General features: G+C 71.1%; 21 protein-coding genes. 9 read left to right on the top strand and 12 right to left on the bottom strand.

Annotated elements, in window-relative coordinates; translation table 11 throughout:
* Positions 1–3: 3 nt before the first annotated feature.
* Positions 4–906: a sugar phosphate isomerase/epimerase gene (locus tag E4P42_RS21600; RefSeq protein ID WP_135128134.1), complete on the bottom strand. Its 903-nt coding sequence runs from the start codon at positions 904–906 to the stop codon at positions 4–6.
* A 26-nt stretch (positions 907–932) separates the two neighbouring features.
* Positions 933–2,354: a sugar porter family MFS transporter gene (locus E4P42_RS21595; protein ID WP_135128133.1), complete on the bottom strand. Its 1,422-nt coding sequence runs from the start codon at positions 2,352–2,354 to the stop codon at positions 933–935.
* A 144-nt stretch (positions 2,355–2,498) separates the two neighbouring features.
* Between E4P42_RS21595 and E4P42_RS21590 the strand changes: the two genes are divergently transcribed.
* Positions 2,499–3,491, top strand: a complete 993-nt coding sequence (locus E4P42_RS21590; RefSeq protein WP_135128148.1) for a LacI family DNA-binding transcriptional regulator — start codon at positions 2,499–2,501, stop codon at positions 3,489–3,491.
* Between the two features lie 7 nt (positions 3,492–3,498).
* On the opposite strand, the gene E4P42_RS21585 is transcribed toward E4P42_RS21590, so the two are convergent.
* On the bottom strand, positions 3,499–5,169 hold the full coding sequence (locus E4P42_RS21585; protein WP_135128131.1) for an FAD-binding dehydrogenase: 1,671 nt from the start codon (positions 5,167–5,169) through the stop codon (positions 3,499–3,501).
* A 57-nt stretch (positions 5,170–5,226) separates the two neighbouring features.
* Between E4P42_RS21585 and E4P42_RS21580 the strand changes: the two genes are divergently transcribed.
* Positions 5,227–5,856 carry a pyridoxamine 5'-phosphate oxidase family protein gene (locus E4P42_RS21580; protein ID WP_135128130.1) on the top strand — a complete coding sequence of 210 codons (630 nt, stop codon included), beginning with the start codon at positions 5,227–5,229 and terminating at the stop codon, positions 5,854–5,856.
* Between the two features lie 54 nt (positions 5,857–5,910).
* On the top strand, positions 5,911–6,426 hold the full coding sequence (locus tag E4P42_RS21575; RefSeq protein ID WP_135128129.1) for a MarR family winged helix-turn-helix transcriptional regulator: 516 nt from the start codon (positions 5,911–5,913) through the stop codon (positions 6,424–6,426).
* Here the strand turns inward: E4P42_RS21575 and E4P42_RS21570 are convergent.
* Both E4P42_RS21570 and E4P42_RS21565 read right to left on the bottom strand, forming a co-directional pair.
* Positions 6,423–6,767 carry a hypothetical protein gene (locus E4P42_RS21570; RefSeq protein ID WP_135128127.1) on the bottom strand — a complete coding sequence of 115 codons (345 nt, stop codon included), beginning with the start codon at positions 6,765–6,767 and terminating at the stop codon, positions 6,423–6,425. The genes E4P42_RS21575 and E4P42_RS21570 overlap by 4 nt on opposite strands.
* A gap of 37 nt (positions 6,768–6,804) precedes the next feature.
* Positions 6,805–7,323 (bottom strand): hypothetical protein, encoded by a 519-nt coding sequence (locus E4P42_RS21565; protein ID WP_135128126.1) that lies wholly within the window; start codon positions 7,321–7,323, stop codon positions 6,805–6,807.
* Between the two features lie 130 nt (positions 7,324–7,453).
* Between E4P42_RS21565 and E4P42_RS21560 the strand changes: the two genes are divergently transcribed.
* From E4P42_RS21560 to E4P42_RS21545, 4 genes are all read left to right on the top strand, one after another.
* Positions 7,454–8,647 carry an aromatic acid exporter family protein gene (locus tag E4P42_RS21560; RefSeq protein ID WP_135128125.1) on the top strand — a complete coding sequence of 398 codons (1,194 nt, stop codon included), beginning with the start codon at positions 7,454–7,456 and terminating at the stop codon, positions 8,645–8,647.
* 146 nt (positions 8,648–8,793) lie between these two features.
* Positions 8,794–9,687, top strand: a complete 894-nt coding sequence (locus E4P42_RS21555; RefSeq protein ID WP_135128123.1) for a mycobacterial-type methylenetetrahydrofolate reductase — start codon at positions 8,794–8,796, stop codon at positions 9,685–9,687.
* 25 nt (positions 9,688–9,712) lie between these two features.
* Positions 9,713–13,621 carry an ATP-dependent RNA helicase HrpA gene (hrpA, locus tag E4P42_RS21550; RefSeq protein WP_135128121.1) on the top strand — a complete coding sequence of 1,303 codons (3,909 nt, stop codon included), beginning with the start codon at positions 9,713–9,715 and terminating at the stop codon, positions 13,619–13,621.
* Between the two features lie 30 nt (positions 13,622–13,651).
* Positions 13,652–14,386: a sulfite exporter TauE/SafE family protein gene (locus E4P42_RS21545; protein ID WP_135128119.1), complete on the top strand. Its 735-nt coding sequence runs from the start codon at positions 13,652–13,654 to the stop codon at positions 14,384–14,386.
* A gap of 10 nt (positions 14,387–14,396) precedes the next feature.
* Here E4P42_RS21545 and E4P42_RS21540 read toward each other — a convergent pair whose 3' ends face one another.
* Both E4P42_RS21540 and E4P42_RS21535 read right to left on the bottom strand, forming a co-directional pair.
* On the bottom strand, positions 14,397–14,966 hold the full coding sequence (locus tag E4P42_RS21540) for a TetR/AcrR family transcriptional regulator (protein WP_135128117.1): 570 nt from the start codon (positions 14,964–14,966) through the stop codon (positions 14,397–14,399).
* Positions 14,967–14,972: 6 nt separating this feature from the next.
* Positions 14,973–15,287: an NIPSNAP family protein gene (locus tag E4P42_RS21535; RefSeq protein ID WP_135128116.1), complete on the bottom strand. Its 315-nt coding sequence runs from the start codon at positions 15,285–15,287 to the stop codon at positions 14,973–14,975.
* 99 nt (positions 15,288–15,386) lie between these two features.
* Here E4P42_RS21535 and E4P42_RS21530 point away from each other — a divergent pair, with 99 nt between their 5' ends.
* Together E4P42_RS21530 and E4P42_RS21525 are read left to right on the top strand one after the other, a co-directional pair.
* Positions 15,387–16,178, top strand: a complete 792-nt coding sequence (locus tag E4P42_RS21530; RefSeq protein WP_135128114.1) for an SDR family NAD(P)-dependent oxidoreductase — start codon at positions 15,387–15,389, stop codon at positions 16,176–16,178.
* A 91-nt stretch (positions 16,179–16,269) separates the two neighbouring features.
* The gene (locus E4P42_RS21525; RefSeq protein ID WP_245234161.1) at positions 16,270–16,998 is read left to right on the top strand and encodes a DUF4396 domain-containing protein; all 729 of its coding nucleotides are present in this window, start codon (positions 16,270–16,272) and stop codon (positions 16,996–16,998) included.
* Here the strand turns inward: E4P42_RS21525 and E4P42_RS21520 are convergent.
* The 5 genes from E4P42_RS21520 to E4P42_RS21500 form a co-directional block, all read right to left on the bottom strand.
* Positions 16,931–17,572, bottom strand: a complete 642-nt coding sequence (locus tag E4P42_RS21520) for a hypothetical protein (protein WP_245234160.1) — start codon at positions 17,570–17,572, stop codon at positions 16,931–16,933. The genes E4P42_RS21525 and E4P42_RS21520 overlap by 68 nt on opposite strands.
* 100 nt (positions 17,573–17,672) lie before the next feature.
* Positions 17,673–18,617 carry an NAD(P)/FAD-dependent oxidoreductase gene (locus E4P42_RS21515; protein ID WP_135128111.1) on the bottom strand — a complete coding sequence of 315 codons (945 nt, stop codon included), beginning with the start codon at positions 18,615–18,617 and terminating at the stop codon, positions 17,673–17,675.
* Between the two features lie 282 nt (positions 18,618–18,899).
* Positions 18,900–19,529 carry a uracil phosphoribosyltransferase gene (upp, locus tag E4P42_RS21510; RefSeq protein ID WP_135128110.1) on the bottom strand — a complete coding sequence of 210 codons (630 nt, stop codon included), beginning with the start codon at positions 19,527–19,529 and terminating at the stop codon, positions 18,900–18,902.
* Between the two features lie 25 nt (positions 19,530–19,554).
* Positions 19,555–20,733, bottom strand: coding sequence for a URC4/urg3 family protein (locus E4P42_RS21505; protein WP_135128108.1), 1,179 nt, complete (start codon positions 20,731–20,733; stop codon positions 19,555–19,557).
* Complete coding sequence (locus tag E4P42_RS21500) at positions 20,730–21,965, bottom strand: GTP cyclohydrolase II (RefSeq protein ID WP_135128106.1); 1,236 nt, start codon at positions 21,963–21,965, stop codon at positions 20,730–20,732. Before E4P42_RS21500 ends, E4P42_RS21505 begins: the two co-directional genes overlap by 4 nt.
* Positions 21,966–22,005: the final 40 nt, after the last annotated feature.

The raw sequence follows: 22,005 nt of genomic DNA, 5'->3' as shown, positions 1-22,005 counted from the left end.
CTCCTAGAACGTGACGGACGGCACGCCGCACGATCCGAGGTATCGGCGGGTGCGCTGGGCGATGGGCAGCGGATGGTCGGGGTCGCAGGGGTACATGTCCTGCTCGACGATGGCGAACACGTCGATGCCGAGCCGCTCGACGGCGGCCAGCAGCGGCGGCATGTCCGGAACCCCCAGCGGCGGTTCGATCATCGCGCCCAGGCGGACGGCCTCACCGAACGGCAGATCCTCGGCCTCGACCTTGGCGACCACCTGCGGGTCGACCTGCTTGAGGTGCAGGTAGCCGATGCGGTCGGGATGGCGTTCGATGATCGCGAGGTTGTCGCCGCCGCAGTAGCTGATGTGACCGGTGTCCAGGCACAGGTTGACGACGTCGCCGTCGGTGCCCTCGAGGAAGCGGTACACGTGGGCCTCGGTGTCGACGTGACTGTCGGCGTGCGGGTGGTACTGCGCGCGCACCCCGTACTGCTCGTACATGGCCCGGCCGAGGTCGTTCATGCCGCGGGTCTTCTTGCGCCACTGGTCGTCGGTGAGTTCGCGGTCCTCGAGCACCTCCCCGGTGGCGGGGTCGCGCCACATCTCCGGAATCACCACCACGTGCGAACCCCCCACGGCGGCGGTGAGTTTGGCGACATCTTCGACTTGGCTCCAGACATCGGACCAGGCGTCCTCGCGGTGCAGGTGCTCGAACACGGTGCCGGCCGAGAGCCGCAGGTTGCGCGCGGCGAGTTCGTCGGTGAGGCGCTGCGGGTCGGTGGGCAGGTAGCCGTACGGTCCGAGTTCGATCCACTCGTACCCGGCGGCGGCGACCTCGTCGAGGAAACGGGTGTACGGGGTCTGCTGCGGGTCGTCGGGGAACCAGACACCCCAGGAGTCGGGTGCCGATCCGACGCGGATGGTGGTCACGGGCGGGTCCTTTCGTCGATGGATGGTCAGGAGGCGGTGGCCAGCCGGGCGCCGTCGTGGGCTTCGAACCGCTCCTCGAGTTCCTCGAGCGTGGTGCCCTTGGTCTCGGGCACGTAGCGGCGGACGAAGATCCAGGAGACGATGTTGATCGCGACGAACAGCGCGAACGTGCCGGTGGAGCCGAGCGCGGTGTTCAGTAGCGGGAACGCGAACGAGATGATCGCGTTGGTGCACCACAGCACGAACACCGCGATGCCCATGGCGAATCCGCGGATGCTCAGCGGGAAGATCTCCGAGAGCAGGAGCCACACGCAGGTGCCGATGAACATCTGCACGAACCCGACGAACGCCACCATGCACGCGAGGATCACGTAACTGCGCGTCGTGGATTCGGGCAGCAGGAACGTCGCGGCGAGCGCGGCCTGGGACACCGCGACGCCGGCGAAACCGATCATCAGCATGGTGCGCCTGCCGATGTACCCGAGCAGAATGATCCCGATGATCGTGGTGACCACCGACGTCACCCCGACGGCGATCGTGGCGACGAGCGCCGCGCTGACCCCGAGGCCGCTCTGCTCGAGGATCGTGGGCGCGTAGTAGTTGACGGTGTTGATCCCGGTGGCCTGCTGGATGATCGCGAGACCGCAACCCACGAGCACGACCCGGCGGATCCACGGGACGTCGCGGATGACGGTGAACGGTGTGCTGGCGGTCTTGAGCAGGTGGGCCTTGAGCATGTGGTCGGTGTGCTCTTCGATCAGCCGGTACTCGGCGTCGGCCTCCTGCGGAGTGCGACTGAGTCCCAGCACCTTTCGCGCCTCGGGCAGGCGGCCCTTGAGGCCGTACCAGCGGGGGGAGTCGGGCAGTGCCAGCATGCCGATCAGCAGCGCGACGGCGGGCACCGCCGCGACGCCGAGCATGGTGCGCCAGACGTGCGGGTCCTGGACCAGATGGTCGAGCAGGGCGTTCGTCGCGAAGGCCAGCATCTGACCGGTGACGATCATCAACTCGTTGATGGTGACCATCCGGCCACGGCGTTCGGCGGGGGCCATCTCGGCCAGGTAGAGCGGGCACGTCACCGCGGCGGCGCCGACGCCCAGGCCGAGGATGATGCGTGCGGCCACCATGATCTGCACGTTGGGCGCCAGCGCGCACCCGATGGCCCCGACGAGGAACAGGCCGGCGCAGACCAGCAGGGCCCTCTTGCGGCCGATGCGGTCGGCGACGCGCCCGCCGAACAGTGCCCCGAACGCGGCGCCGGGGAACAGCAGGGAACTGACCACGGTGGCCTCGCCGAACGGCGACAACGCCAGATCGTCCTTCATGTACAGCAGCGCACCGGAGATGACGCCGGTGTCGTAACCGAACAGCAGGCCGCCGAGGGTGGCGATCACGGTCAGTTTGGTGAGGAATCGGCCGGAGCTCGGGGCGGTCTCGGTGGACGCCATGGTGACCTCATTTCGAGCGGTGGACTAACGCGCGTTAGTAACGCGCGTTAGCGATAGTATGGTGAGGCGACCGAACGTGTCAACGGTCACATCGCGGAAGGGGAGCCGGTGGCATCACAGAGCTCGCGGTCGGGGCGGCCGACCATGGCGGACGTGGCGGCGGCGGCCGGGGTGTCGCGCACGCTGGTGTCGTTCGTGCTCGACGGCAAACCCGGTGCCAGTCCCGCCACCCGGGAGCGCGTGCTGGCCGCGGCCGCCGAGCTCGGCTACCGGCCGGACTCCGCCGCCCGCCTCCTGGCCCTGGGCCGGAGCCGGACGCTGGGGGTGCTGACCGACGTCCGGCAGTTGTTCCAGGCCGAACTCGTCACCGGCATCTATCCGGCCGCCGAGCGCCGCGGCTATGAGGTGCTGTTGACGGCCAACCTCGCCGACCGCGACGAATCGGTACCGATCGACGCACTGCTCAGCCACCGGTGCGGCAGCCTCATCCTGCTCGGTCCCGACGCCGGACCCGATTACCTGCGCACGCTGGCCGCGCGCGTGCCCGTCGTGGTGGTGGGCCGCCGGCTGCCGGCCGTCGAGGCCGGGGTGAACCTCGCGACCGTCCGCACCCACGACGCCAAGGGCATCCGGCAGGCGGTGGACTACCTGGTCGAGCTGGGGCACCGCGACATCCACCACGTCGACGGCGGTACCGGCCCGGGATCCGCCGACCGGCGCAGCGCCTACCGCGCCGCGATGCGTCAGCACGGGCTCGGCGGGCACGCCCGCGTGGTGCCCGGCGCCCACACGGAAGCGGCCGGGGCGGCCGCGGCGGCGACCATGCTCGCCGAACCGTCCCTGCCGAGTGCGGTCCTGGCGTCCAACGACCGCTGCGCCCTCGGCCTGCTCGACGGGTTCACCCGGGCGGGCGTGGACGTCCCGGGCCGGCTGTCGCTGATCGGATTCGACGACACCCGGCTGGCCGACAACCCGCGCATCGACCTCACCACCGTCCACCAGGACGCCACCGACCAGGCCGAACACGCGGTGCGACTGGCGGTCGACATGCTCGAGCAGACCCGCACCGGACCCGAGGACGTGGTGCTCGAACCCAAACTGGTGATTCGCGGGACCACCGCGCCGCCCGCGGGCTGAGCGGCGGTCAGACCCGGTCGGCGAGCGCCCGGCCGGCGGCGCGGCCGGAGAAGATGCACCCGCCGAGGAACGTGCCCTCCAGCGCGTTGTAACCGTGCACCCCGCCGCCGCCGAACCCGGCCACCTCACCGGCGGCGTACAGGCCGTCGATCGGCCGGCCGTCGAGGCCGATGGCCCGCGAGGCCAGGTCGGTCTGGATTCCGCCGAGCGTCTTGCGGGTCAGGATGTGCAGTTTGACGCCGATCAGCGGCCCGGCGGCCGGGTCGAGGATGCGGTGCGGCGCGGTGGTGCGTCCGATCCGGTCACCCAGCGAGCTGCGGGAATTGTGGATGCCCTGGATCTGAGCGTCCTTGCTGAACGGATGGGCCACCTGCAGGTCCCGGGCCTCGATCTGGCGGCGGATGGCCGCCGCGTCGAGCAGCGGCTGGTCGGTCAGCGCGTTCATCTTCGCGACGAGGTCCTCGAGCCGGTCGGCGACGACGAAGTCCACCCCGTGCTGTTTGAACGCCTCCACGGGTCCGGGCGCGCCCTTGCTGAGCAGCCGCTCGCGCAGGAACGCCTTGCGGTCCTTGGCCGTGATGTCGGGGTTCTGCTCGGACCCCGACAGCGCGAACTCCTTCTCGATGATCCGCTGGGTGAGGATGAACCACGAGTGGTCGAACTCGGCGATGTCCGGGGTGGTGCGCAGGTAGCGCAGCGTGCCGAGGGTGTCGTAACCGGGCAGGTACGGCGCGGGCAGCCGCCGGCCCAGCGCGTCGAACCACATCGACGACGGTCCGGGCAGGATGCGGATCGCGTGATTCGGCCAGATCGGAGCCCAGTTGACGACGCCCTCGGTGTAGTGCCACATGCGGTCCCGGTTCACCAGGCGCACACCGGAATCCGCGGCGATGTCGAGCATTCGGCCGTCCACGTGGGCGGGTACGCCGGTGATCATCGATGACGGGGCGGTCCCCAGACGCGCCGGCCAGAAGCGCCGCACGATCTCGTGGTTGGCCCCGATGCCACCGGTGGTCACCACCACGGCCTGCGCCGTCAACTCGAAGTCACCGACGATGTCGCGGTTCGACGGCGCGCCGCGCTTCGCGCCGTCGGGCGCCAGCACGGTGCCCCGCACGCCGGTGACCGCGCCGTCGGTGTAGACGAGTTCGTCGACGCGGTGGCGGTGGCGGAAGGTCACCAGGCCCCGGTTCGCGGCGGCCAGCGCGGAATCGGTGAACGGCCCGACGATGCCCGTGCCGGTGCCCCACGCGACGTGAAAGCGGGGCACCGAGTTGCCGTGTCCGGTGGCCCGCAGGTCGCCGCGTTCGGCCCACCCCACGGTCGGCAGGAACGAGATGCCCTGTGCGGCGAGGTAGTCGCGCTTCTCCCCGGCCGCCCACTCGACGTAGGCGCGGGCCCATTTGACCGCCCACACGTCCTCGTCGTCGAGGCGGTCGAACGCGGCGCTGCCCTGCCAGTCGTTCCAGGCCAGCTCGAAGGAGTCCCTGATCCGCATGCGCCGCTGTTCGGGACTGTCGACCAGGAAGATGCCGCCGAACGACCAGTACGCCTGCCCGCCCAGGTTCGCCGCGTTCTCCTGATCGACCAGCGCCACACGTTTACCCCGACGGGTCAGTTCGTGGGTCGCGACCAGACCGGCCAGGCCGGCGCCCACGACGATGACGTCAGCGTCCATGGAAGCCAACGTAGCGAAGCGGCAAATCGCTTGCCGCCGCTACGCCGGGCTGGATGAATGACATCCGTGACCCCTTCACCGTTGGACCGGCTGACGCGCAAGCCCGACCGCGCCGGCGATCTGGCCGTACTGCACGAGGTGTTCGACCACGCGCCCGTGGCCACGGTCTCCACCGTGCTCGGCGACGAACCGTGGGCGGTGCCCATGCTGGTGGCCCGCGACGGCGACCGGCTGCTGCTGCACGGTTCGACCGGCGCCGGTGCGCTGCGCCGGATCGCCGGAGGCGCCAAGGTCTGTGTGAGCGCCTACCTGTACGACGGGCTCGTCGTCGCCGAGCGGCAGTTCGACCACTCCGCGAACTACCGCTCGGCCGTGGTCCGCGGGGTGTGCCGGGCGGTGGCGCGCGACGAGCTGCCTGCACTGCTCGACCGGTTCACCGACACGTTGCTGCCCGGACGCGCCGCCGAGTGCCCACCGCATTCGGCCAAGGAGCTCGCCTCGACGCTGCTGCTCGAGCTGCCGATCACCGACGGCTCGTGGGTGGCCAAGGCGCGCCGCGGGCCGGCGAGCCCGGGCGCCGGCTGGACCGGGGTGGTGCCGGTGCGAACCGGTTACGGCGCACCGCAATCCGATTCGCCGCATCCGCTGCCGGCGTCGGTGCGACGGCTGATCGACCAGACCGGCTGAGGCCGACGGCTCCGCTCCTTGCGGCCGTGTCGTCCGCCCACCAAGATGGCCCGCATGACTTCGCCACGGCGCTCCCGGATCCCGGCCGCCGACGACAAGCCGTCGGCCGGCCAGGTGGATGCGGTGCTGCGCGCCTCGCGGGCGTTGGTCGGGATCGCGGCCGCGTCCCTGGCGGGGCTGGAGGACGTCGTCACGGTGCCGCAGTTTCGGGTGCTGATGATGATCTACACCCGCGGCCCGCTCAACCTGGCGGCCGTCGCGGCCGGGCTGGACGTCAACCCGTCGAACGCCAGCCGGACCTGTGACCGCCTGCTGAAGGCCGGTCTGCTCAACCGCCGCGAATCCGAGGTGGACCGGCGCCACGTCACGCTGACGCTGACCCCGTCAGGCCGTCGGCTGGTCGACAAGGTGACCCGGCGGCGGCGCACCGCGATCGAACGCATCCTGCGCGACATGAGCCCGGCCGAACGCGATGCGCTCGCCGAGGTGCTGGGCGCCTTCGCCACCGCAGCGGGGGAGTCCTACGACGACGCGGCGGTGTTCACGCTGATCTGGCCGAGAACGCCCTAGACCCGGGGCACCGTCGCGCGGGTCCTGCGCCGGCCGATCGCCACCGCCGACACCAGCGCGAGGACCCCGGCGATCGCCACCGTGGACGTCCAGATCCGGCGATCGGCCAGATCCCTCCGGCACAACTCGGTGAAGGACGCGTCGACCAGCACGACGTCCCCGACGGGGATGTTCGCGGTGGTGCCGTCGTCGTGCGTGCGCGCCTCGTCGAGGTCGGGGGCGACGGCGGTTCCGCAACTCACCGTCGTCGCCCCCAGCGACACCCGCACCGGAGTGAGCAGGCCGGCGACCCCGACCAGGATGGCCACCAGCGCGGCGGCCGCAGTCACTTTCGTCAACATGCGGCCACGTTCCCCGCGCCGGCCCGGTTGATACCGGTCACCGTGCCTGTACCGGGCATGCCTCGATCGGCACCCGCAGCTCGATGGTGCCCGCCTGCTCGAAGTTGAATGCCACGTCGACTGCCTTACCCGGTTTGACCAGCGGGTCGAGCGGCCCCAACCGAACCGCGGGTGTGCTGCCCCCGGCGTCGACCGCCTCGGCGCTCGGCTCACCGACGCCGACGGTCGACCTGGCCGGGATGTCGATGGTGCCGACGTCCTCGACCACGGGGCCGGCCGTGGTGGACACGTCGAGCAGCCGCTCGGCCTCCGCCGAGCGGCCGTTGGTGACGGTGAAGCGCAGATCGGCCCCGGCGTTGGTCTGGATCGCGCACTGACCCGGCACGAATGCGGGCACGATGAACGCGTTCTCCACCGTCGTGGTCTCGGTGTGCGACCCCGAACCGCGGTTGGAGGAGTCGAGTTGCGGGTCCTCACCGCCGCAGGCGGACAGGGCGGTCATCAGCGCGGCGGCGCCGGCGGCCGTCCGGGTGCCGCGGCTGGCCGGGAATCGCATGAGAATCTCCTCGGGGTCTCGGGTCGGTCGGGCTGTCCGCCGCCCACGTTCCCGCATTCACCCGGGTTGATCCGTGCCGCGACCGCGGCGTGTGTCGGACCGGCGGGACCGGGGTACCCGCAGGTCCCTGATGAGAGGTACACGTTGGATCGCCGCGGCCGGGCGGCGCGCGCGGGAGGCACTGCCCGCGGTGGCCGTGGACCGGGACACCGCGATGATGCTGATCAAGACCATCGTCGCGGCGACCATCGCGTGGTTGCTGGCCGCGGAGGTCTTCCAGGCCGGGCACGCGTCGTTCGCCCCGTTCTCCGCGGTGATGCTGATGCAGGCCACGATCTCCCAATCGGTCGACAAATCGCTGCGCTACACGGGGGCGGTGGTGCTCGGCGTGCTGGTCAGCGGCGTGCTGGTGCTGACCTTCGGCCCCGCGGTGTGGATCTTCCCGGTGATGCTGGCGCTCGCCCTGGTCATCGGGCGCTGGCGACCGCTCGGTGAGCAGGGGGTCAACGTCGCGGTGGCGGCGATCTTCGCCTACGGCGTGTTCGCGATACCGACGCCGGGCCGGTTGCCGGCGGCCTCGCTGCCCGAGATCGCCGGGATGGTGATGCTCGGGGCAGGCGTCGCGCTGACGGTCAATCTGCTGATCGCGCCGCCGCTGCGGTACCGCACCGCGGCCGATGCCGTCGACTCGCTGTGCGGTGCGGTGGCCCGGTTGGCCGACGATATGGCCACCGGCCTGCGCGACGGCGTCTCCGATGCCGACGACGCCCGCTCGTGGCGGCAGCGCGCCGAGGCCGCCCAGCAACTCGCGACACAGGCCAGGAGCACCGTCGACCACGCGCACGAGACCTGGAAGTGGAATCCGCGCCGGCTGCGCACCCGGGACCGCAGCACCTTCAACGGCTACCGGGTCACCATCACCGCGGCCGAACGCATCGCCGAACAGCTGCGCTCGGCGTCGGCCGGACTGCTGCGGATCACCGAACGCGACGACGCCCAGCGCGTCGCGCACGGCGAATTCGTGTTCCGCTATTGCGCGCTGCTCAGCGCGGTGCGCCGGGCCGTCGACGAACTCGCCGAGATCCACACCGTCGACGATCTGCACCGCGGGCACGGGCTGAGCGACGCCATCGAGGGGTGCCGCACCGCGCTGGAGGATCTGCGCGTCCACACCGAGGGACATCCGCTCGACGGGCCGACCGACTGGGCCGTCTACGGCGGGCTCTACACCGACGCGCAGCGCCTCTGCGACGACCTGCAGTGGGCGCGGGACCGGCTCATCGACGTGGCCGCCGCCGTCCCGCCCCGCTCACTGCGCCGGTGAACCCGAGCCCGCGGCGGGGTGGTCACGGCGACCGGCGCAGGTCGCGATCCGCTGGGAGCGGTATGGTGACGCTTTCCGGGGGGAGTGCGCCGAGGCACGCGCCGGATCGGCCACATCGACTTTTGCCGTCTCAAAGGAGCAGTTCGTTGCCCCTCAACACCGTCGCGCTGGAACTCGTCCCGCCCAACATCGACCGCGGCCGCGAGCATGCGCTCGAGGACGCGGCGAAAGTGCTGCGCTGCTCCGCCGAGACCGGTCTGCAGGGCCGCATCGGCCACGTGATGATCCCGGGAATGATCGAGGAGGACAGCGGTCGTCCCATCGAGATGAAGCCCAAGATGGACGTCCTGGATTTCTGGTCGATCATCACCCCCGAGCTGCCCGCGATGCGGGGGCTGTGCACGCAGGTCACCGCGTTCCTCGACGAGGACGCGCTGCGCGAGCGGCTGACCACGTTGAGCTCGGCCGGGTTCGACGGCATCGCGTTCGTCGGCGTGCCGCGCACCATGAACGACGGCGAGGGCAGCGGCGTCGCGCCCACCGACGCGCTGTCGCTGTACGAGGACCTGGTGCCCAACCGCGGCGCGATCCTGATTCCCACCCGCGACGGGGAGCAGGGCCGCTTCACGTTCAAGTGCAAACAGGGCGCCACGTACGGCATGACGCAGCTGCTGTACTCCGATGCGATCGTCGACTTCCTCACCGAGTTCGCCGCGAACTCCGAGCACCGGCCCGAGATCCTGCTGTCGTTCGGGTTCGTGCCGAAGATGGAGAGCCGCGTCGGGCTGATCCACTGGTTGATCCAGGACCCGGGCAACGCGGCGGTCGCCGCCGAGCAGGACTTCGTCAAACAGCTCGCGGCCGGCGAGCCCGCCGACAAGCGGCGCATGATGGTCGACCTGTACAAGCGGGTGATCGACGGCGTCGGTGAGCTCGGCTTCCCGCTCAGCGTGCACTTCGAGGCCACCTACGGGGTGTCGGTGCCGGCGTTCGAGACGTTCGCCGCGATGCTCGAGTACTACACGCCCGGCCAGGGTTAGCCGCTCGACGCCTATCCTGGCGCGAGTGTCCGAACCCTCCCGTGACGAGCTGCGCGCGCTGCGCGACCGCCTCGACGGGCTGACCTACCGCGACGCGGCCCGCCTCGGCCGCCGCCTCAAGGACCGCCGCCTCACCGCCGACAAGCTCGCCCAGATCGAGCGGCAGATCGCGACCGGCGAACAGCTCATCGCGACCCGCACCGCGGCGGTGCCCGCAATCACCTACCCCGATCTGCCGGTCAGCGAGCGACGCGACGACATCGCCGACGCGATCCGCGCCCACCAGGTGGTCGTGGTCGCCGGCGCGACGGGGTCCGGCAAGACCACGCAGCTGCCGAAGATCTGCCTGGAACTGGGCCGGGGCATCCGCGGCACCATCGGCCACACCCAGCCCCGACGACTGGCCGCGCGCACCGTCGCCCAGCGCGTCGCCGACGAGCTGGGCACCCCGCTGGGGGAGACCGTGGGCTACACCGTGCGGTTCACCGACCAGGCCTCGGACCGCACCCTGGTGAAGCTGATGACCGACGGCATCCTGCTCGCCGAGATCCAGCGTGACCGGCGGCTGCTGCGCTACGACACCCTGATCCTGGACGAGGCCCACGAACGCAGCCTCAACATCGACTTCCTGCTCGGCTATCTGCGCGAACTGCTGCCGCGCCGACCCGACCTGAAGGTGATCGTCACCTCGGCCACCATCGAGCCGGAGCGCTTTGCTGAGCATTTCGGCACCGTCGGGGCGCCGGCGCCGATCGTCGAGGTGTCGGGGCGTACGTATCCCGTCGAGATCCGCTACCGGCCGCTGGAGGTGCCGGTACTGGCCGACGACCAGGACGACCCCGACGATCCCGACCACGAGATCGTCCGCGTGGAGATGCGCGACCAGACCGACGCGATCGTCGACGCCGTCCGCGAACTGGAGGCCGAACCACCCGGCGACGTACTGGTGTTCCTGTCCGGGGAGCGGGAGATCCGCGACACCGCCGAGGTGTTGCGCGGTGAGCTTTCCAACACCGAGGTGCTGCCGCTCTACGCCCGGCTGCCGACCGCCGACCAGCAGCGGGTGTTCCAGCCGAGTCATTCCGGGCGGCGAGTGGTGCTGGCCACCAACGTCGCCGAGACGTCGCTGACCGTGCCCGGTATCCGCTACGTCGTCGACCCGGGCACCGCGCGCATCTCGCGCTACAGCCGCCGCACCAAGGTGCAGCGGCTGCCGATCGAGCCGATCTCCCAGGCGTCCGCGGCGCAGCGGGCCGGCCGGTCGGGGCGCACCGCGCCGGGCGTGTGTATCCGGCTGTACTCCGAGGAGGACTTCGAGGCGCGGCCCCGCTACACCGATCCGGAGATCCTGCGGACCAACCTGGCCGCGGTGATCCTCCAGATGGCCGCGCTGGGCCTCGGTGACGTGGAGAGCTTCCCGTTCCTGGACCCGCCCGATCGGCGCAGCATCCGCGACGGGGTGACGCTGCTGCAGGAGCTCGGCGCGTTCGACCAGTCGGCGGCACTGACCGACGTCGGCCGCCGGCTGGCGCGGTTGCCGCTCGACCCCCGGATCGGACGGATGATCCTGGCCGCCGACGCCGAGGGCTGCGTGCGTGAGGTGCTGGTGCTCGCGGCGGCACTGTCGATCCCGGACCCGCGCGAGCGGCCCGCCGAGCGGGAGGACGCCGCCCGGCAGAAGCACGCCCGGTTCGCCGACGAGCACTCCGACTTCGTCTCCTACCTGAACCTGTGGCGGTATCTGGGAGAGCAGCGCAAGGAACGCTCCGGCAGCTCGTTTCGGCGGATGTGTCGCGACGAGTTCCTGCACTACCTGCGGATCCGCGAGTGGCAGGACCTCACCGGGCAGCTGCGCAGCATCGCCGGCGATCTGGGGATCCGGGAATCCAGCGAACCGGCGTCGCCGGCCAGCGTGCATGCCGCGCTGCTGGCCGGGCTGCTGTCGCACATCGGGCTGCGCGACGGCGACACCCGCGACTATCAGGGCGCGCGGAACTCGCGGTTCGTGCTGGCGCCCGGCTCGGTGCTGACGAAGCGGCCGCCGCGGTGGATCGTCGTGGCCGACCTGGTGGAGACCAGCCGGCTGTTCGGCCGCATCGGCGCGCGCATCGACCCCGACACGGTGGAACGCGTCGCCGGCGACCTGGTGGCCCGCACCTACAGCGAGCCCCACTGGGATGCGCAGCGCGGCGCGGTGATGGCGTTCGAACGCGTGACGCTCTACGGGCTGCCGCTGGTGCCGCGCCGGCGGGTCAACTACGCCCAGATCGAGCCGGACCTGGCGCGGGAGTTGTTCATCCGGCACGCGCTGGTCGAGGGGGACTGGCAGACCAAGCATCACTTCTTCCGCGACAACGCCCGGCTGCGGGCCGAACTCGAGGAGGTCGAGGAGCGGGCCCGGCGGCGCGACCTGTTGGTCGGCGACGAGGAGGTGTTCGGGTTCTACGCCTCGCGGATCCCCGAGAACGTCGTCTCCGCACGGCATTTCGACGCGTGGTGGCGCAAACAGCGGCACCGCACCCCGGACCTGCTGACGATGACGCGCGACGATCTGCTGCGCGCCGAGGACGCCGACGATCTGCCCGACGCCTGGCAGGCCGGTGATCTGTCGCTGCCGCTGACCTACCGCTTCGAACCCGGGGCGGCCGACGACGGCATCACCGTGCACGTGCCGGTCGAAGTGCTGGCCCGCCTCGGCGGTGACGAATTCGCCTGGCACGTCCCGGCGCTGCGTGAGGAACTGGTCACGTCGCTGATCAAGTCGCTGCCCAAGGATCTGCGCCGCAACTTCGTGCCCGCGCGCGACACCGCGCGGGAGGTGCTCCGCACGATGGACCCCGGCACGGGTCCGTTGCTGGACAGTCTGCAGCACGAACTGTGGCGGCGCAGCGGCGTGACGGTGCCGATCGACGCCTTCGATCTGGAGAAGATCCCGGCGCACCTGCGGGTGACGTTCGCGGTCGAGGCCGGTGGCAAGGAGGTGGCCCGCGGCAAGGACCTCGGGACCCTGCAGGAGCAGTTGGCCGCGCCGGTGCGCCAGGCGGTCGCCCGCGCGGTCGCCGACGGGATCGAGCGCACCGGATTGCGGGGCTGGCCCGATGATCTCGACGAGCTGCCGCGGTCGGTGGAGCGCACCTCGGGCGGGCACCGCGTGCTGGGCTATCCGGCGTTCGTCGACACCGGCGCCGCCGTCGACGTGCGGGTGTTCCCGACGCCGGCCGAGCAGCGCGCGGCGATGGGCCCTGGGCTGCGGCGGCTGCTGCGGTTGTCGGCGCCGTCGCCGGCCAAGAACGTCGAACGGGCGCTGGACACCCGGCAGCGGTTGGCGCTCGGCGCGAATCCGGACGGCTCGCTGGGCGCGCTGATCGACGACTGCGCCGACGCGGCGGTCGACGCGATGGTGCGCGACCCGGTCTGGACGCGTGCGCAGTTCACCGCGCTGGTGCAGCGGGTGAGCGGTTCGCTGGTGCCGACGACGCTGGACATCCTCGGGCGGGTGGAGAAGGTGCTGGCCGCCGCGCAGCAGGTGCAGGTGGCGCTGCCCGCGACGCCGCCGCCCGCCCACGCGGAGTCGATCGCCGACATCCGCGCTCAGGTGGCGGCGCTGCTGCCCGCGGGATTCGTCTGCGCGACGGGGGCGGCGCATCTGGCGAATCTGACGCGGTACCTGATGGCGGTGGGGCGGCGGCTGGAGCGCTTACCGCAGGGGCTGAACGCCGACCGTGACCGGATGGCCCGCGTGGCCGCCGTGACCGCGGCGTATGACGAACTGCGGCAATCGCTTTCACCTGCTCGCGCCGCCGCCGAGGACGTGCGCGACATCGGCCGGATGATCGAGGAGCTGCGGGTGAGCCTGTGGGCGCAGCAACTGGGCACCGCGCGGCCGGTCAGCGAGCAGCGGATCTACCGGGCGATCGATGCGGTGGAGGCGTAGGCCGGCGGTGGCAGCGAAGGGGGACGGCCGTTGCTGCTGCTCGCGGGCGCGCTGACGATCGGCCTCGCTGCGGCGATCGGCGGCATCACCGGCTTCGGCAACGCGCTGATCGCCACGCCGTTCATGTTGATGGCGGGTTTCGATCTGCCCTACGTGGTGTTCGTCAACCTGTTGGTCGGCGCGATCACGCGCCTGCACGCGGCGTACGACTCGCGGCGGCTGATCGACTGGCGCCGGGTCGGATACCTCGGCGGATGCAGTGTCCCCGGCGCGCTGGCCGGTGCGGCGATGCTGGCGGCCCTCCCGCAGCAACAGCTCCAGATCACGGCGGGGGTCGCGGTGATGCTGTGCGCGGTCGCCATGGCCCTGCCGTTCGCCGGGACGGAGCCGTCGGACCCGTCAGCCGGCGGGCTCGCGATGACCGGCCTGCTGGGCGGATTCCTCGGGACCACAACGTCGTTGAGCGGTCCACCCCCGGTCCTGCTGCTGCTTCGGGCGCGCCTGCCGGCCGCGCAGTTCATCGCCGACCTGGCCGCCTACTTCGTCATCGTCAACTGCGCGGCCATCCTCATCCTGGCCGCGGGCGGACAGGCGGTCGCGGCCATGTTGCAGCCGCAGTTGCTCCTGCTGGTGCTGGCGGGGATCGTCGGCAACGTCGCGGGCATCGTGCTCGGTAAGCATGTGCCGGAGGGGGCATTCCGGCGTGCGGTACTCGTGCTGGTCTTCGTGGCGGGGGCCATGGCGGTGTGGTCGGCGGTGAGGTGACAGTGCCGGGTCAGTCGGCTGGGCCGTCGATGATGGTCGTCAACACCGGCAGGAGGAGCGCGGCGAGGTCGTCCGGCGCGACGTCGGTGAGGGCCGTGGTGCCCACGACGCGCCGCATCAGCAAGACGCCGCTGATCACCGAAAGCACGAGCTCGCTGCGCAGTTCGTGATCCGGCCGGTCGAGCTGTGCGGCCAGCCGGCGGCCGACGTGCCGTTCGATCGCCGCGCGCACGATCGGCACCGCGGCCGGGTCCGACACCGAGCGCAGCAGGATCAGGAAGGCCTCCGGTGCGTCGCCGGACGGATCGGTGCCCCTCACCAGCGAAGCGGCGGTGTCGGCGGCGAGCGCGCTCGACCGCTCCGCGATGAACACCGGGGATGCGAACGCCGCGTCGACGGCTTCGGCGAACAGGAGCTCTTTCGAACCGAAGTACCGGTTCACCAGCATGGCGGTCACTCCGGCGTCCTGGGCGATCTGCCGGACACCGACGCCGTCGTATCCGGCGCGCGCAAAGTGCCGGACGGCCGAATGCAGGATGGCCTCGCGGGTGGCGGCGGCATTGCGCGGACGGTTGGACACCGGGACTTACCGCAGGGGTGAGGCAGCGATCGGCTGCAGAGCGGTGACGCGGGTGGACACGATCAGAGTGGTGTCGAAATCCGCGTGGTCCCGGGCGAAGTCGCTGCTCGCCCGGTATCGCTGCGCCAGCCGCAACGGGTCGGCGCCCGGCGGATAGCCGATCAGCGCGATGACGTCGTTGGCGTCGGAGGTGGTGTCGGTCCACACGCCGTGGACGGTGATGCCGTACCTGCCGAGCGTCCGGATGTGCCGCGGCCAGAAGACGTCGACGTAGTGGCGCAGCGCGTCCCGGCTCGCCAGTGAGTACGTCCGCAGTTCCACCGGGTGCTCCTCCTTTCGTCGGTCGCGCCACCCGTCGGGAATAGACGCGCGCCGGCCGGCGTCTGCCAAGTATACGAGTGTAGACATAGGAGGCGCGTCATGGACATGGGCATATCGGGGAAGCGGGCACTGGTCACGGGCTCCACCGCCGGACTGGGGCGGGCAATCGCCGAGATGATGGCCGGTGAAGGGGTTTCTGTGGTGGTGCACGGCCGGGACGCCGAACGCGCGCGGCAGGTCGTGGAGCGGATCCGGTCGCGAGGCGGGGACGCCGTGGCCGTGCTCGGCGACCTCACCGGCGACGACGGGGCCGCCGCAGTGGCGCAGGCCTGCGGCGAGGTCGACATCCTGGTCAACAACGCCGGTTTCTACGACGGACTGCCGTGGACGGCGGTGACCGCGCAACACTGGGAGCGCCTCTATGCGATGAACGTGATCTCCGGCGTCCGGATGATCACGCATCTTGTCCCGGGCATGCGAAACCGCGGATGGGGCCGGGTGATTCAGATCGGCGGTGGTCTGGCCGTCCAGCCGGCCGCCATGCAACCGCACTACAACGCCACGCTGGCGGCCCGGCACAACCTGACGGTGTCGTTGGCGCGCGAACTGGCCGGCACCGGCGTGACCGCCAACATCGTCGCGCCCGGCGCCATCCTCACCGACCCGGTGCGCGAGATGGCCACTCGCGTCGCGGTCGAGCACGGTTGGGGGCCGGCATGGGAGGACATCGAGACGGCCGCGGCCGGCGAGTGGTTCCCCAATGACATCGGGCGGTTCGGCAGGCCCGAGGAGGTCGCCGCCGCCGTGACGTTCCTGGCGAGTGCGCACGCGGGATACATCAGCGGAGCGGACCTGCGCGTCGACGGGGGGACGGTGCGCAGCGTCGCGTGACCCACTTGCGGACTATACCCCCCGGGGGTATGTTTGGTGCCGGCGGGCTCGGGGCATCCGACCCGGAGGCGCGGCAGGTTGAGGAGTCAGAATGAGCATGCCGGCAGAGACACACCACGAGCACGGCCACGACGCCGACGACCATCACGACATGGGCTCGTCCAACGCCATGGCGTTGAGTGCGACCCTGCACTGTCTGACCGGGTGCGCGATCGGCGAGATTCTGGGCCTGATCATCGGCACCGCGTTGGGGTTGGGGAACATCGCGACCATCGCGTTGGCGGTCGCGCTGGCGTTCCTGTTCGGCTACACGCTGTCGACGCTGCCGCTGCTGCGGGCCGGGCTCGCACTGGGCACCGCGCTGAGCGTCGTCCTCGCCGCGGACACGCTGTCGATCCTGACGATGGAGGTCGTGGACAACGCCGTGATGGCGGTCATTCCCGGCGCCATGAACGCCGGCCTGGTCAACCCGATCTTCTGGATCGGGATGGCGATCGCTCTGACGGCGGCGTTCTTCGCCGCCTACCCGGTCAACCGCTACCTGCTGTCGAGGGGCAAGGGCCACGCGTTGACCCACGAGTATCACCACGGCGGCGGTGAGGTGACCGGTGCGCGGCGGTTCATCCCCGCGCTCAGCACGGGCGGGCTGGTCGCGGCGATCGCCGCGTTCATGCTGGGCGGTCTGGTGGTCTCCGTGGCCGACGGGATCACCGGCTCAGAGACCGGAACTCTCAGGCCGGCGTCATCGGGCACTAGTGGTGGTGATCGCCGTGGCCGTCGTGTGACGGCTGCGCCGTCGGGGGAGGCGGGGCCGGGATGATCGGGACCTCGGCGGGTCCCGGCGCGACCGCCGGCGGCATGGGCTGGTGACCGTGATGCGCTTCGGCCGGCCCGTGGTGGCCGTGCCGGAGACCCGACGCCACCCCCACGGTCGACGCCAAGGCGACGACGGTGAGCGCCCCGAGTGAGAGGGCCACGTTCGCGGCCGCCGGGATCGGCCCGCCCCGGCGGCCCCGGTGCCACACCCAGCCGGCGCCCATGACGACATAGATCTGCAGCAGTGCCGCGCACAGGTCGGCGGCCGCGACCAGTTCGGCCTGCCCGGCGTGCGGGCCGAACGGCGCGCCCACCGTTCTCGACGACGCCCACAGCGCGACGGCGCCGGCGTTGAGTGCGATCCCGGCGATGAGCACCGGCGCCGTCGTCCGGGTGAGAACCGCACGCGCCCAAATCAACTGGAACAGCGCGAGGACGACGAAGAACATGCCTGCGGGCACCCACTCCCGCCAGTGCGCCGGCACCACCGCGACGTGCACCACGGCGGCGCCGAGGGACGCCAGCGCCGAGAAGCGGGCCGCCAATCCGATATCGGTCGTCGTCGCCGTTCCTGCCACTCGTCCGATGATGGCAGCATCGCCGGGCTTCGCGCGCGGGCCGACACCGCATCGCCGCCCGACCGAGACGCCGCTGTCACCCGGCGCCGGTGCAGCCGCGTCAGTCGTCCTCGTCTGGCGGGTAGGGCATTCCGAACTGCTCGGAGAGCAGGCTCTGGGCGACGATCATCGCGGCTTGTGCGCCCGCGGCGATGGCTCCCGCGACGTACGGCTGTTCGGTGCAGGTGTCGCCGGCGGCGAACACGGTCGGCGCCGTCGTGCGGTGCAGCGCGTCGATGCCGATGGTGTCGGCGGCCAGCGGTCCCGGCGTGCACGAGGCCCCGAGCTGTTCGGCCAGCTTCGAGCGCTGTCGCAGCGGTGCCTCCACCAGCAGCCCGTCGCGCTCCAGGCGGCTGCCGTCGGCGAACGCGATCGCGGTCAGTTGCTCACCCTCGCCGATCAGCTCGGCGATCCGGCGGTCGTCGATCGTGATGTCCGCGGCGCGTAGACGGTCGAGGTCAGACCCGGTGAGCTGCGGGTGGCCGTCGGTCAGCAGCACGACGTCGTCGCTCCAGCCACGCAGCATCAGCGCAGCGTGGACCGCTTCGTCGCCGGCGGCCAGTGACGCCAGCCGCTTGTCGCGCATCTCCCAGCCATGACAGAAGGGGCACTGGAACACCGTGTGTCCCCACAGCGGTGACAGGCCCGGCAGATCCGGTGGGCAATACTCCATACCGGTCGTCAGCATCACCCGCCGCGCCGTCACCTGGTCACCGCCGTCGAGCTCGAGCAAGAAGCCGTCGTCCTGCGGGGTGCCGTGTACGACGGTGCCGTCGCGGACCTCCACGGTCGGGTACTTCTGCAGGTCGCGGCGGCCCGCCTCGTAGAGCTCCGTCGGCGGGCGCTGATCGAACCCGAGAAGGCCGCCGATGCCCGACGACATCCGGTTGCTCTGCTGCCCGGCGTCGACCAGCAGGGTGCGCCGCCGCGCCCGGCCCAGTACCAGCGCGGCGCTCAACCCCGCCGCACCGCCGCCCACCACGACGCATTCCCACACGGGTGTCATGGCCCCAACCGTGCCCGTCGGGACTGGTGATCAAACGTCGCGATGTGGCGCGATCCACACCGTCCGGCAGCGGCGTCGCTCCGAATGACCGCGATATGGAGGCAAGACTGTCGGCGCGATGCGAGTGCGGCCACCTGCATCCCGAACATGGCATCGCGGGAGCGTGCCGCGGGTGTACCCACTGCGTCGTCGACGAGGCATCGGACCACCCGTACGCGCGCTGCGACTGCCAGGCGTTCCGGCAGGTCGCCGTCGACCGCTCCGGCGTGTGCGTCTGAGCAGCTACTTGGTGCCGAAGATCCGGTCGCCCGCGTCGCCGAGACCCGGCCGGATGTAGCCGTGCTCGTCGAGTTGCCGGTCCACGGCCGCGGTGTAGATCGGCACGTCGGGGTGCGCCTCGTGCATGGCGGCGATGCCTTCCGGGCAGGTCAGCAGGCACACGAACTTCACCGACTTGGGCCGGCACTCCTTGAGCCGGTCCACTGCCGCCACCGCGGAGTTGCCGGTGGCCAGCATCGGGTCGACCACCACGACGTCGCGCTCCTCGAGGTCGGCCGGCATCTTGAAGTAGTACTCCACCGCGACAAGCGTTTTCGGATCCCGGTAGAGCCCGATGTGGCCCACCCGGGCGCCCGGTACCACCGCGAGCATGCCGTCGAGGATGCCGGTGCCGGCCCGCAGGATCGAGACGAACACCAGCTTCTTCCCGTCGATCACCTTGCCGACAGTGGTCTCCAGCGGCGTCTCCACCTCGACGTCCTGGGTGGGGATGTCGCGCAGCACCTCGTAGGCCATCAGCGCGGAGATCTCGTTGAGCAGCCTCCGGAAACTGCTGGTCGAGGCGTCTTTGCGGCGCATCAGCGTGAGCTTGTGCGCGACCAGGGGGTGGTCGATGAGATGAAGCTCGCCCATATCTGTCTCCTCGGTCTCGCGGACGTCAGAACACCGTGCCGTCGCTGGCGATGGTCAGCGGTGGCAGCCCGCCACGGCGCTGACCGGCCAGCAGCCGTCCCGCCGCCCAGGTGCCGCCCTCCAGGACGCAGGCCAGCGGCAGGTCGGCGCCCAGCCGCGCACACACCCGCGGGGCCAGCTCGTCGAGCAGCGCCACCGTCAGCGCGCGCCACTCGACGATCAGCTCGTCACCCACCTGCCAGGTGCGGGCGGCGGATCCGGGGTCGCGCAGCGTGAGCACGCCCGTGTCGAGCAGCAGGCCGCCGTTGCGGTACTCGGGCAGGCCGGTCAGCGTGTGGACACCGGTCACCGGGACGCCCGCCCAGTCGAACGGTTCGAGCAGCGAGTACGTCAACCACTGTGACAACTTGTGAAACGGCACCCAGCCCGCGGTCGCCGCATCGCCGGTGACGGCGGGGTGGCGCCAGCAGTCGCCCAGCGGGACATCGCCGACCACGTTGCCCGCCAACCAGATCGGCGACAAGGTGTCGAGCAGCAGTGCCAGGATGTCGTGGGCGTGCACCGTCCGCGCCGAGTCGGTGAGCGTATCGAACAGGCCGCCCGGGCGGCCGCCGAACACGTCCGCGGTCACCGCGTCGCCGAGGCGGTGCAGCAACTCCACCCGACCGTCGAGGCCCACCAGCGGATTGCCGTCGCCGACCTGGAAGGCTGCGCCCAGACGCTCGGTGGTCAACGCCCGCAGCCCGTCGGCATCGACCCGCAGCGGATCGGCCGGATCCGACGAGAACACCCCGTCGGCGAACGCATGCCAACTGGCGACGGCCAGCCCCTCCGACCGGCAGAAGCGTTGCCCGGACGCCGCTTCGGTGTACTGCCAGTCGGCGCCGGCGCCGGCGTCGAGCAGCACGCTGACCACGGCCAGGTCGATCATCGCCTGCGGACCGGCAGCCAGGCCGGCCACCCGGTCCACCCCTCCGGCCTCGAAATGCCGCCACCGGCTGTGGAACGGGATGGCCAGATCCGGATAGCGGCTGCGGGTCAGGTCGGCGACCGCGCCGGCAGCGGCGTCCAGCGCGTCGGCGTGCACCTCGAACCAGAGGGAGTCGCCGGCCCGCGCACGCGCCAGCAGCTGACCGGACCGTTCGCGCACGGCGGCGGTGCTGCGCAGGGCGGCTGCCGCAACCTCGTTGTCCGCGTGCGTCATTGCTGCAGCCCGCGGCCCTTGACCTTCTTCAACTCGTCCGCGTCCGGCACCGGGCCGGGGGTGAAGTACCCGGCCGCCATCTTCGCGTCGATCTCCACGCGGGCGTCCGGCGGGATCAGCTCGTCGGGGATGTTGACCCGTTCGCTGACCTCGATACCCGAGCCGGTGATGGCGTCGTACTTCATGTTGCTCATCGACACCAGGCGGTGGATGCGGCGGACGCCCAGCCAGTGCAGGACGTCGGGCATCAGTTCCTGGAACCGCATGTCCTGTACGCCCGCGACGCATTCGGTGCGGGCGAAGTACTGATCGGCGGTGTCGCCGCCGATCTGCCGCTTGCGCGCGTTGTACACCAGGAACTTCGTCACCTCACCGAGCGCCCGGCCCTCCTTGCGGGAGTAGGCGACCAGTCCGACGCCGCCGTGCTGGGCGCCGCGGATGCACTCCTCGATCGCGTGGGTGAGGTACGGCCGGCAGGTGCAGATGTCGGAGCCGAACACGTCCGAGCCGTTGCACTCGTCGTGCACCCGGGCGGTCAGTTCGACCGACGGATCCGCCAGATCGCCGGGGCTGCCGAAGATGTACACGGTCTGCCCGCCGATCGGCGGCAGGAACACCTCAAGGTCCGAGCGGGTCACCAGTTCGGGATACATGCCCCCGGTCTCCTCGAACAGCACGCGGCGCAGATCCGTTTCGCTGCAGCCGAAGCGCTGCGCGACGCCGGGCAGCCACCACACCGGTTCGACGGCGGCCTTGGTGACCAGCGCCGCGCCGCTGTCGAGCAGGATCCGGCCGTCGGGCACCAGCCGGCCCTTGGCGATCGCGTCGGCGATCTCGGGCAGGATGACGTGCGCCTTGGTGACCGCGATCGTCGGCCGGATGTCATGTCCGGCGGCCAGTTCCGCGGTGAACGATTCGGCGACGCCCGCGCCCCACGGATCCAGGCTGACGATCGTGTCCGGCTCCCGCCACTGCGGGTAGGGGCCGATGACATCGGTGGGCGCGGTGTCGGTCAGGTCGGCGCGGTGCTCACGCTTGAGCGCACCGGCCGCGACCGCGAGCGCCCGGTACACGCTGTAGGACCCGCTGTGCGTGCCGATCACGTTGCGGTGCGCGCGGTTGGCGGTCGTGCCGATCACCGGGCCGCGTTCGGCCGCCGTGGGCGCACCCCACAGGATTCCGGGGGTGTCGAGTGCCCCGCTGTGTGACGTCAACCGGATGTGGCCGGCCATCGGCGTTCCTCCCTTCAGGGGGAATGCGCCAGCATAGCGA

Origin of the sequence: Mycobacterium sp. PS03-16, assembly GCF_004570325.1 — a bacterium.
Lineage (GTDB): Bacteria > Actinomycetota > Actinomycetes > Mycobacteriales > Mycobacteriaceae > Mycobacterium.
This window is presented reverse-complemented; position numbering and strand designations above follow the sequence as displayed.

What these genes read in the sequence shown, in the direction of transcription:
- E4P42_RS21565 (WP_135128126.1), bottom strand. Translation starts at nt 7,323, where the DNA reads ATGCGATTCCCGGCCAGCCGCGGCACCCGGACGGCCGCCGGCGCCGCC.
- E4P42_RS21570 (WP_135128127.1), bottom strand. Translation starts at nt 6,767, where the DNA reads ATGTTGACGAAAGTGACTGCGGCCGCCGCGCTGGTGGCCATCCTGGTC.
- upp (WP_135128110.1), bottom strand. Translation starts at nt 19,529, where the DNA reads ATGGGCGAGCTTCATCTCATCGACCACCCCCTGGTCGCGCACAAGCTC.
- E4P42_RS21530 (WP_135128114.1), top strand. Translation starts at nt 15,387, where the DNA reads ATGGACATGGGCATATCGGGGAAGCGGGCACTGGTCACGGGCTCCACC.
- E4P42_RS21525 (WP_245234161.1), top strand. Translation starts at nt 16,270, where the DNA reads ATGAGCATGCCGGCAGAGACACACCACGAGCACGGCCACGACGCCGAC.
- E4P42_RS21575 (WP_135128129.1), top strand. Translation starts at nt 5,911, where the DNA reads ATGACTTCGCCACGGCGCTCCCGGATCCCGGCCGCCGACGACAAGCCG.
- E4P42_RS21585 (WP_135128131.1), bottom strand. Translation starts at nt 5,169, where the DNA reads ATGGACGCTGACGTCATCGTCGTGGGCGCCGGCCTGGCCGGTCTGGTC.
- E4P42_RS21515 (WP_135128111.1), bottom strand. Translation starts at nt 18,617, where the DNA reads ATGACACCCGTGTGGGAATGCGTCGTGGTGGGCGGCGGTGCGGCGGGG.
- E4P42_RS21580 (WP_135128130.1), top strand. Translation starts at nt 5,227, where the DNA reads ATGACATCCGTGACCCCTTCACCGTTGGACCGGCTGACGCGCAAGCCC.
- E4P42_RS21500 (WP_135128106.1), bottom strand. Translation starts at nt 21,965, where the DNA reads ATGGCCGGCCACATCCGGTTGACGTCACACAGCGGGGCACTCGACACC.
- E4P42_RS21590 (WP_135128148.1), top strand. Translation starts at nt 2,499, where the DNA reads ATGGCGGACGTGGCGGCGGCGGCCGGGGTGTCGCGCACGCTGGTGTCG.
- E4P42_RS21595 (WP_135128133.1), bottom strand. Translation starts at nt 2,354, where the DNA reads ATGGCGTCCACCGAGACCGCCCCGAGCTCCGGCCGATTCCTCACCAAA.
- E4P42_RS21560 (WP_135128125.1), top strand. Translation starts at nt 7,454, where the DNA reads ATGAGAGGTACACGTTGGATCGCCGCGGCCGGGCGGCGCGCGCGGGAG.
- E4P42_RS21505 (WP_135128108.1), bottom strand. Translation starts at nt 20,733, where the DNA reads ATGACGCACGCGGACAACGAGGTTGCGGCAGCCGCCCTGCGCAGCACC.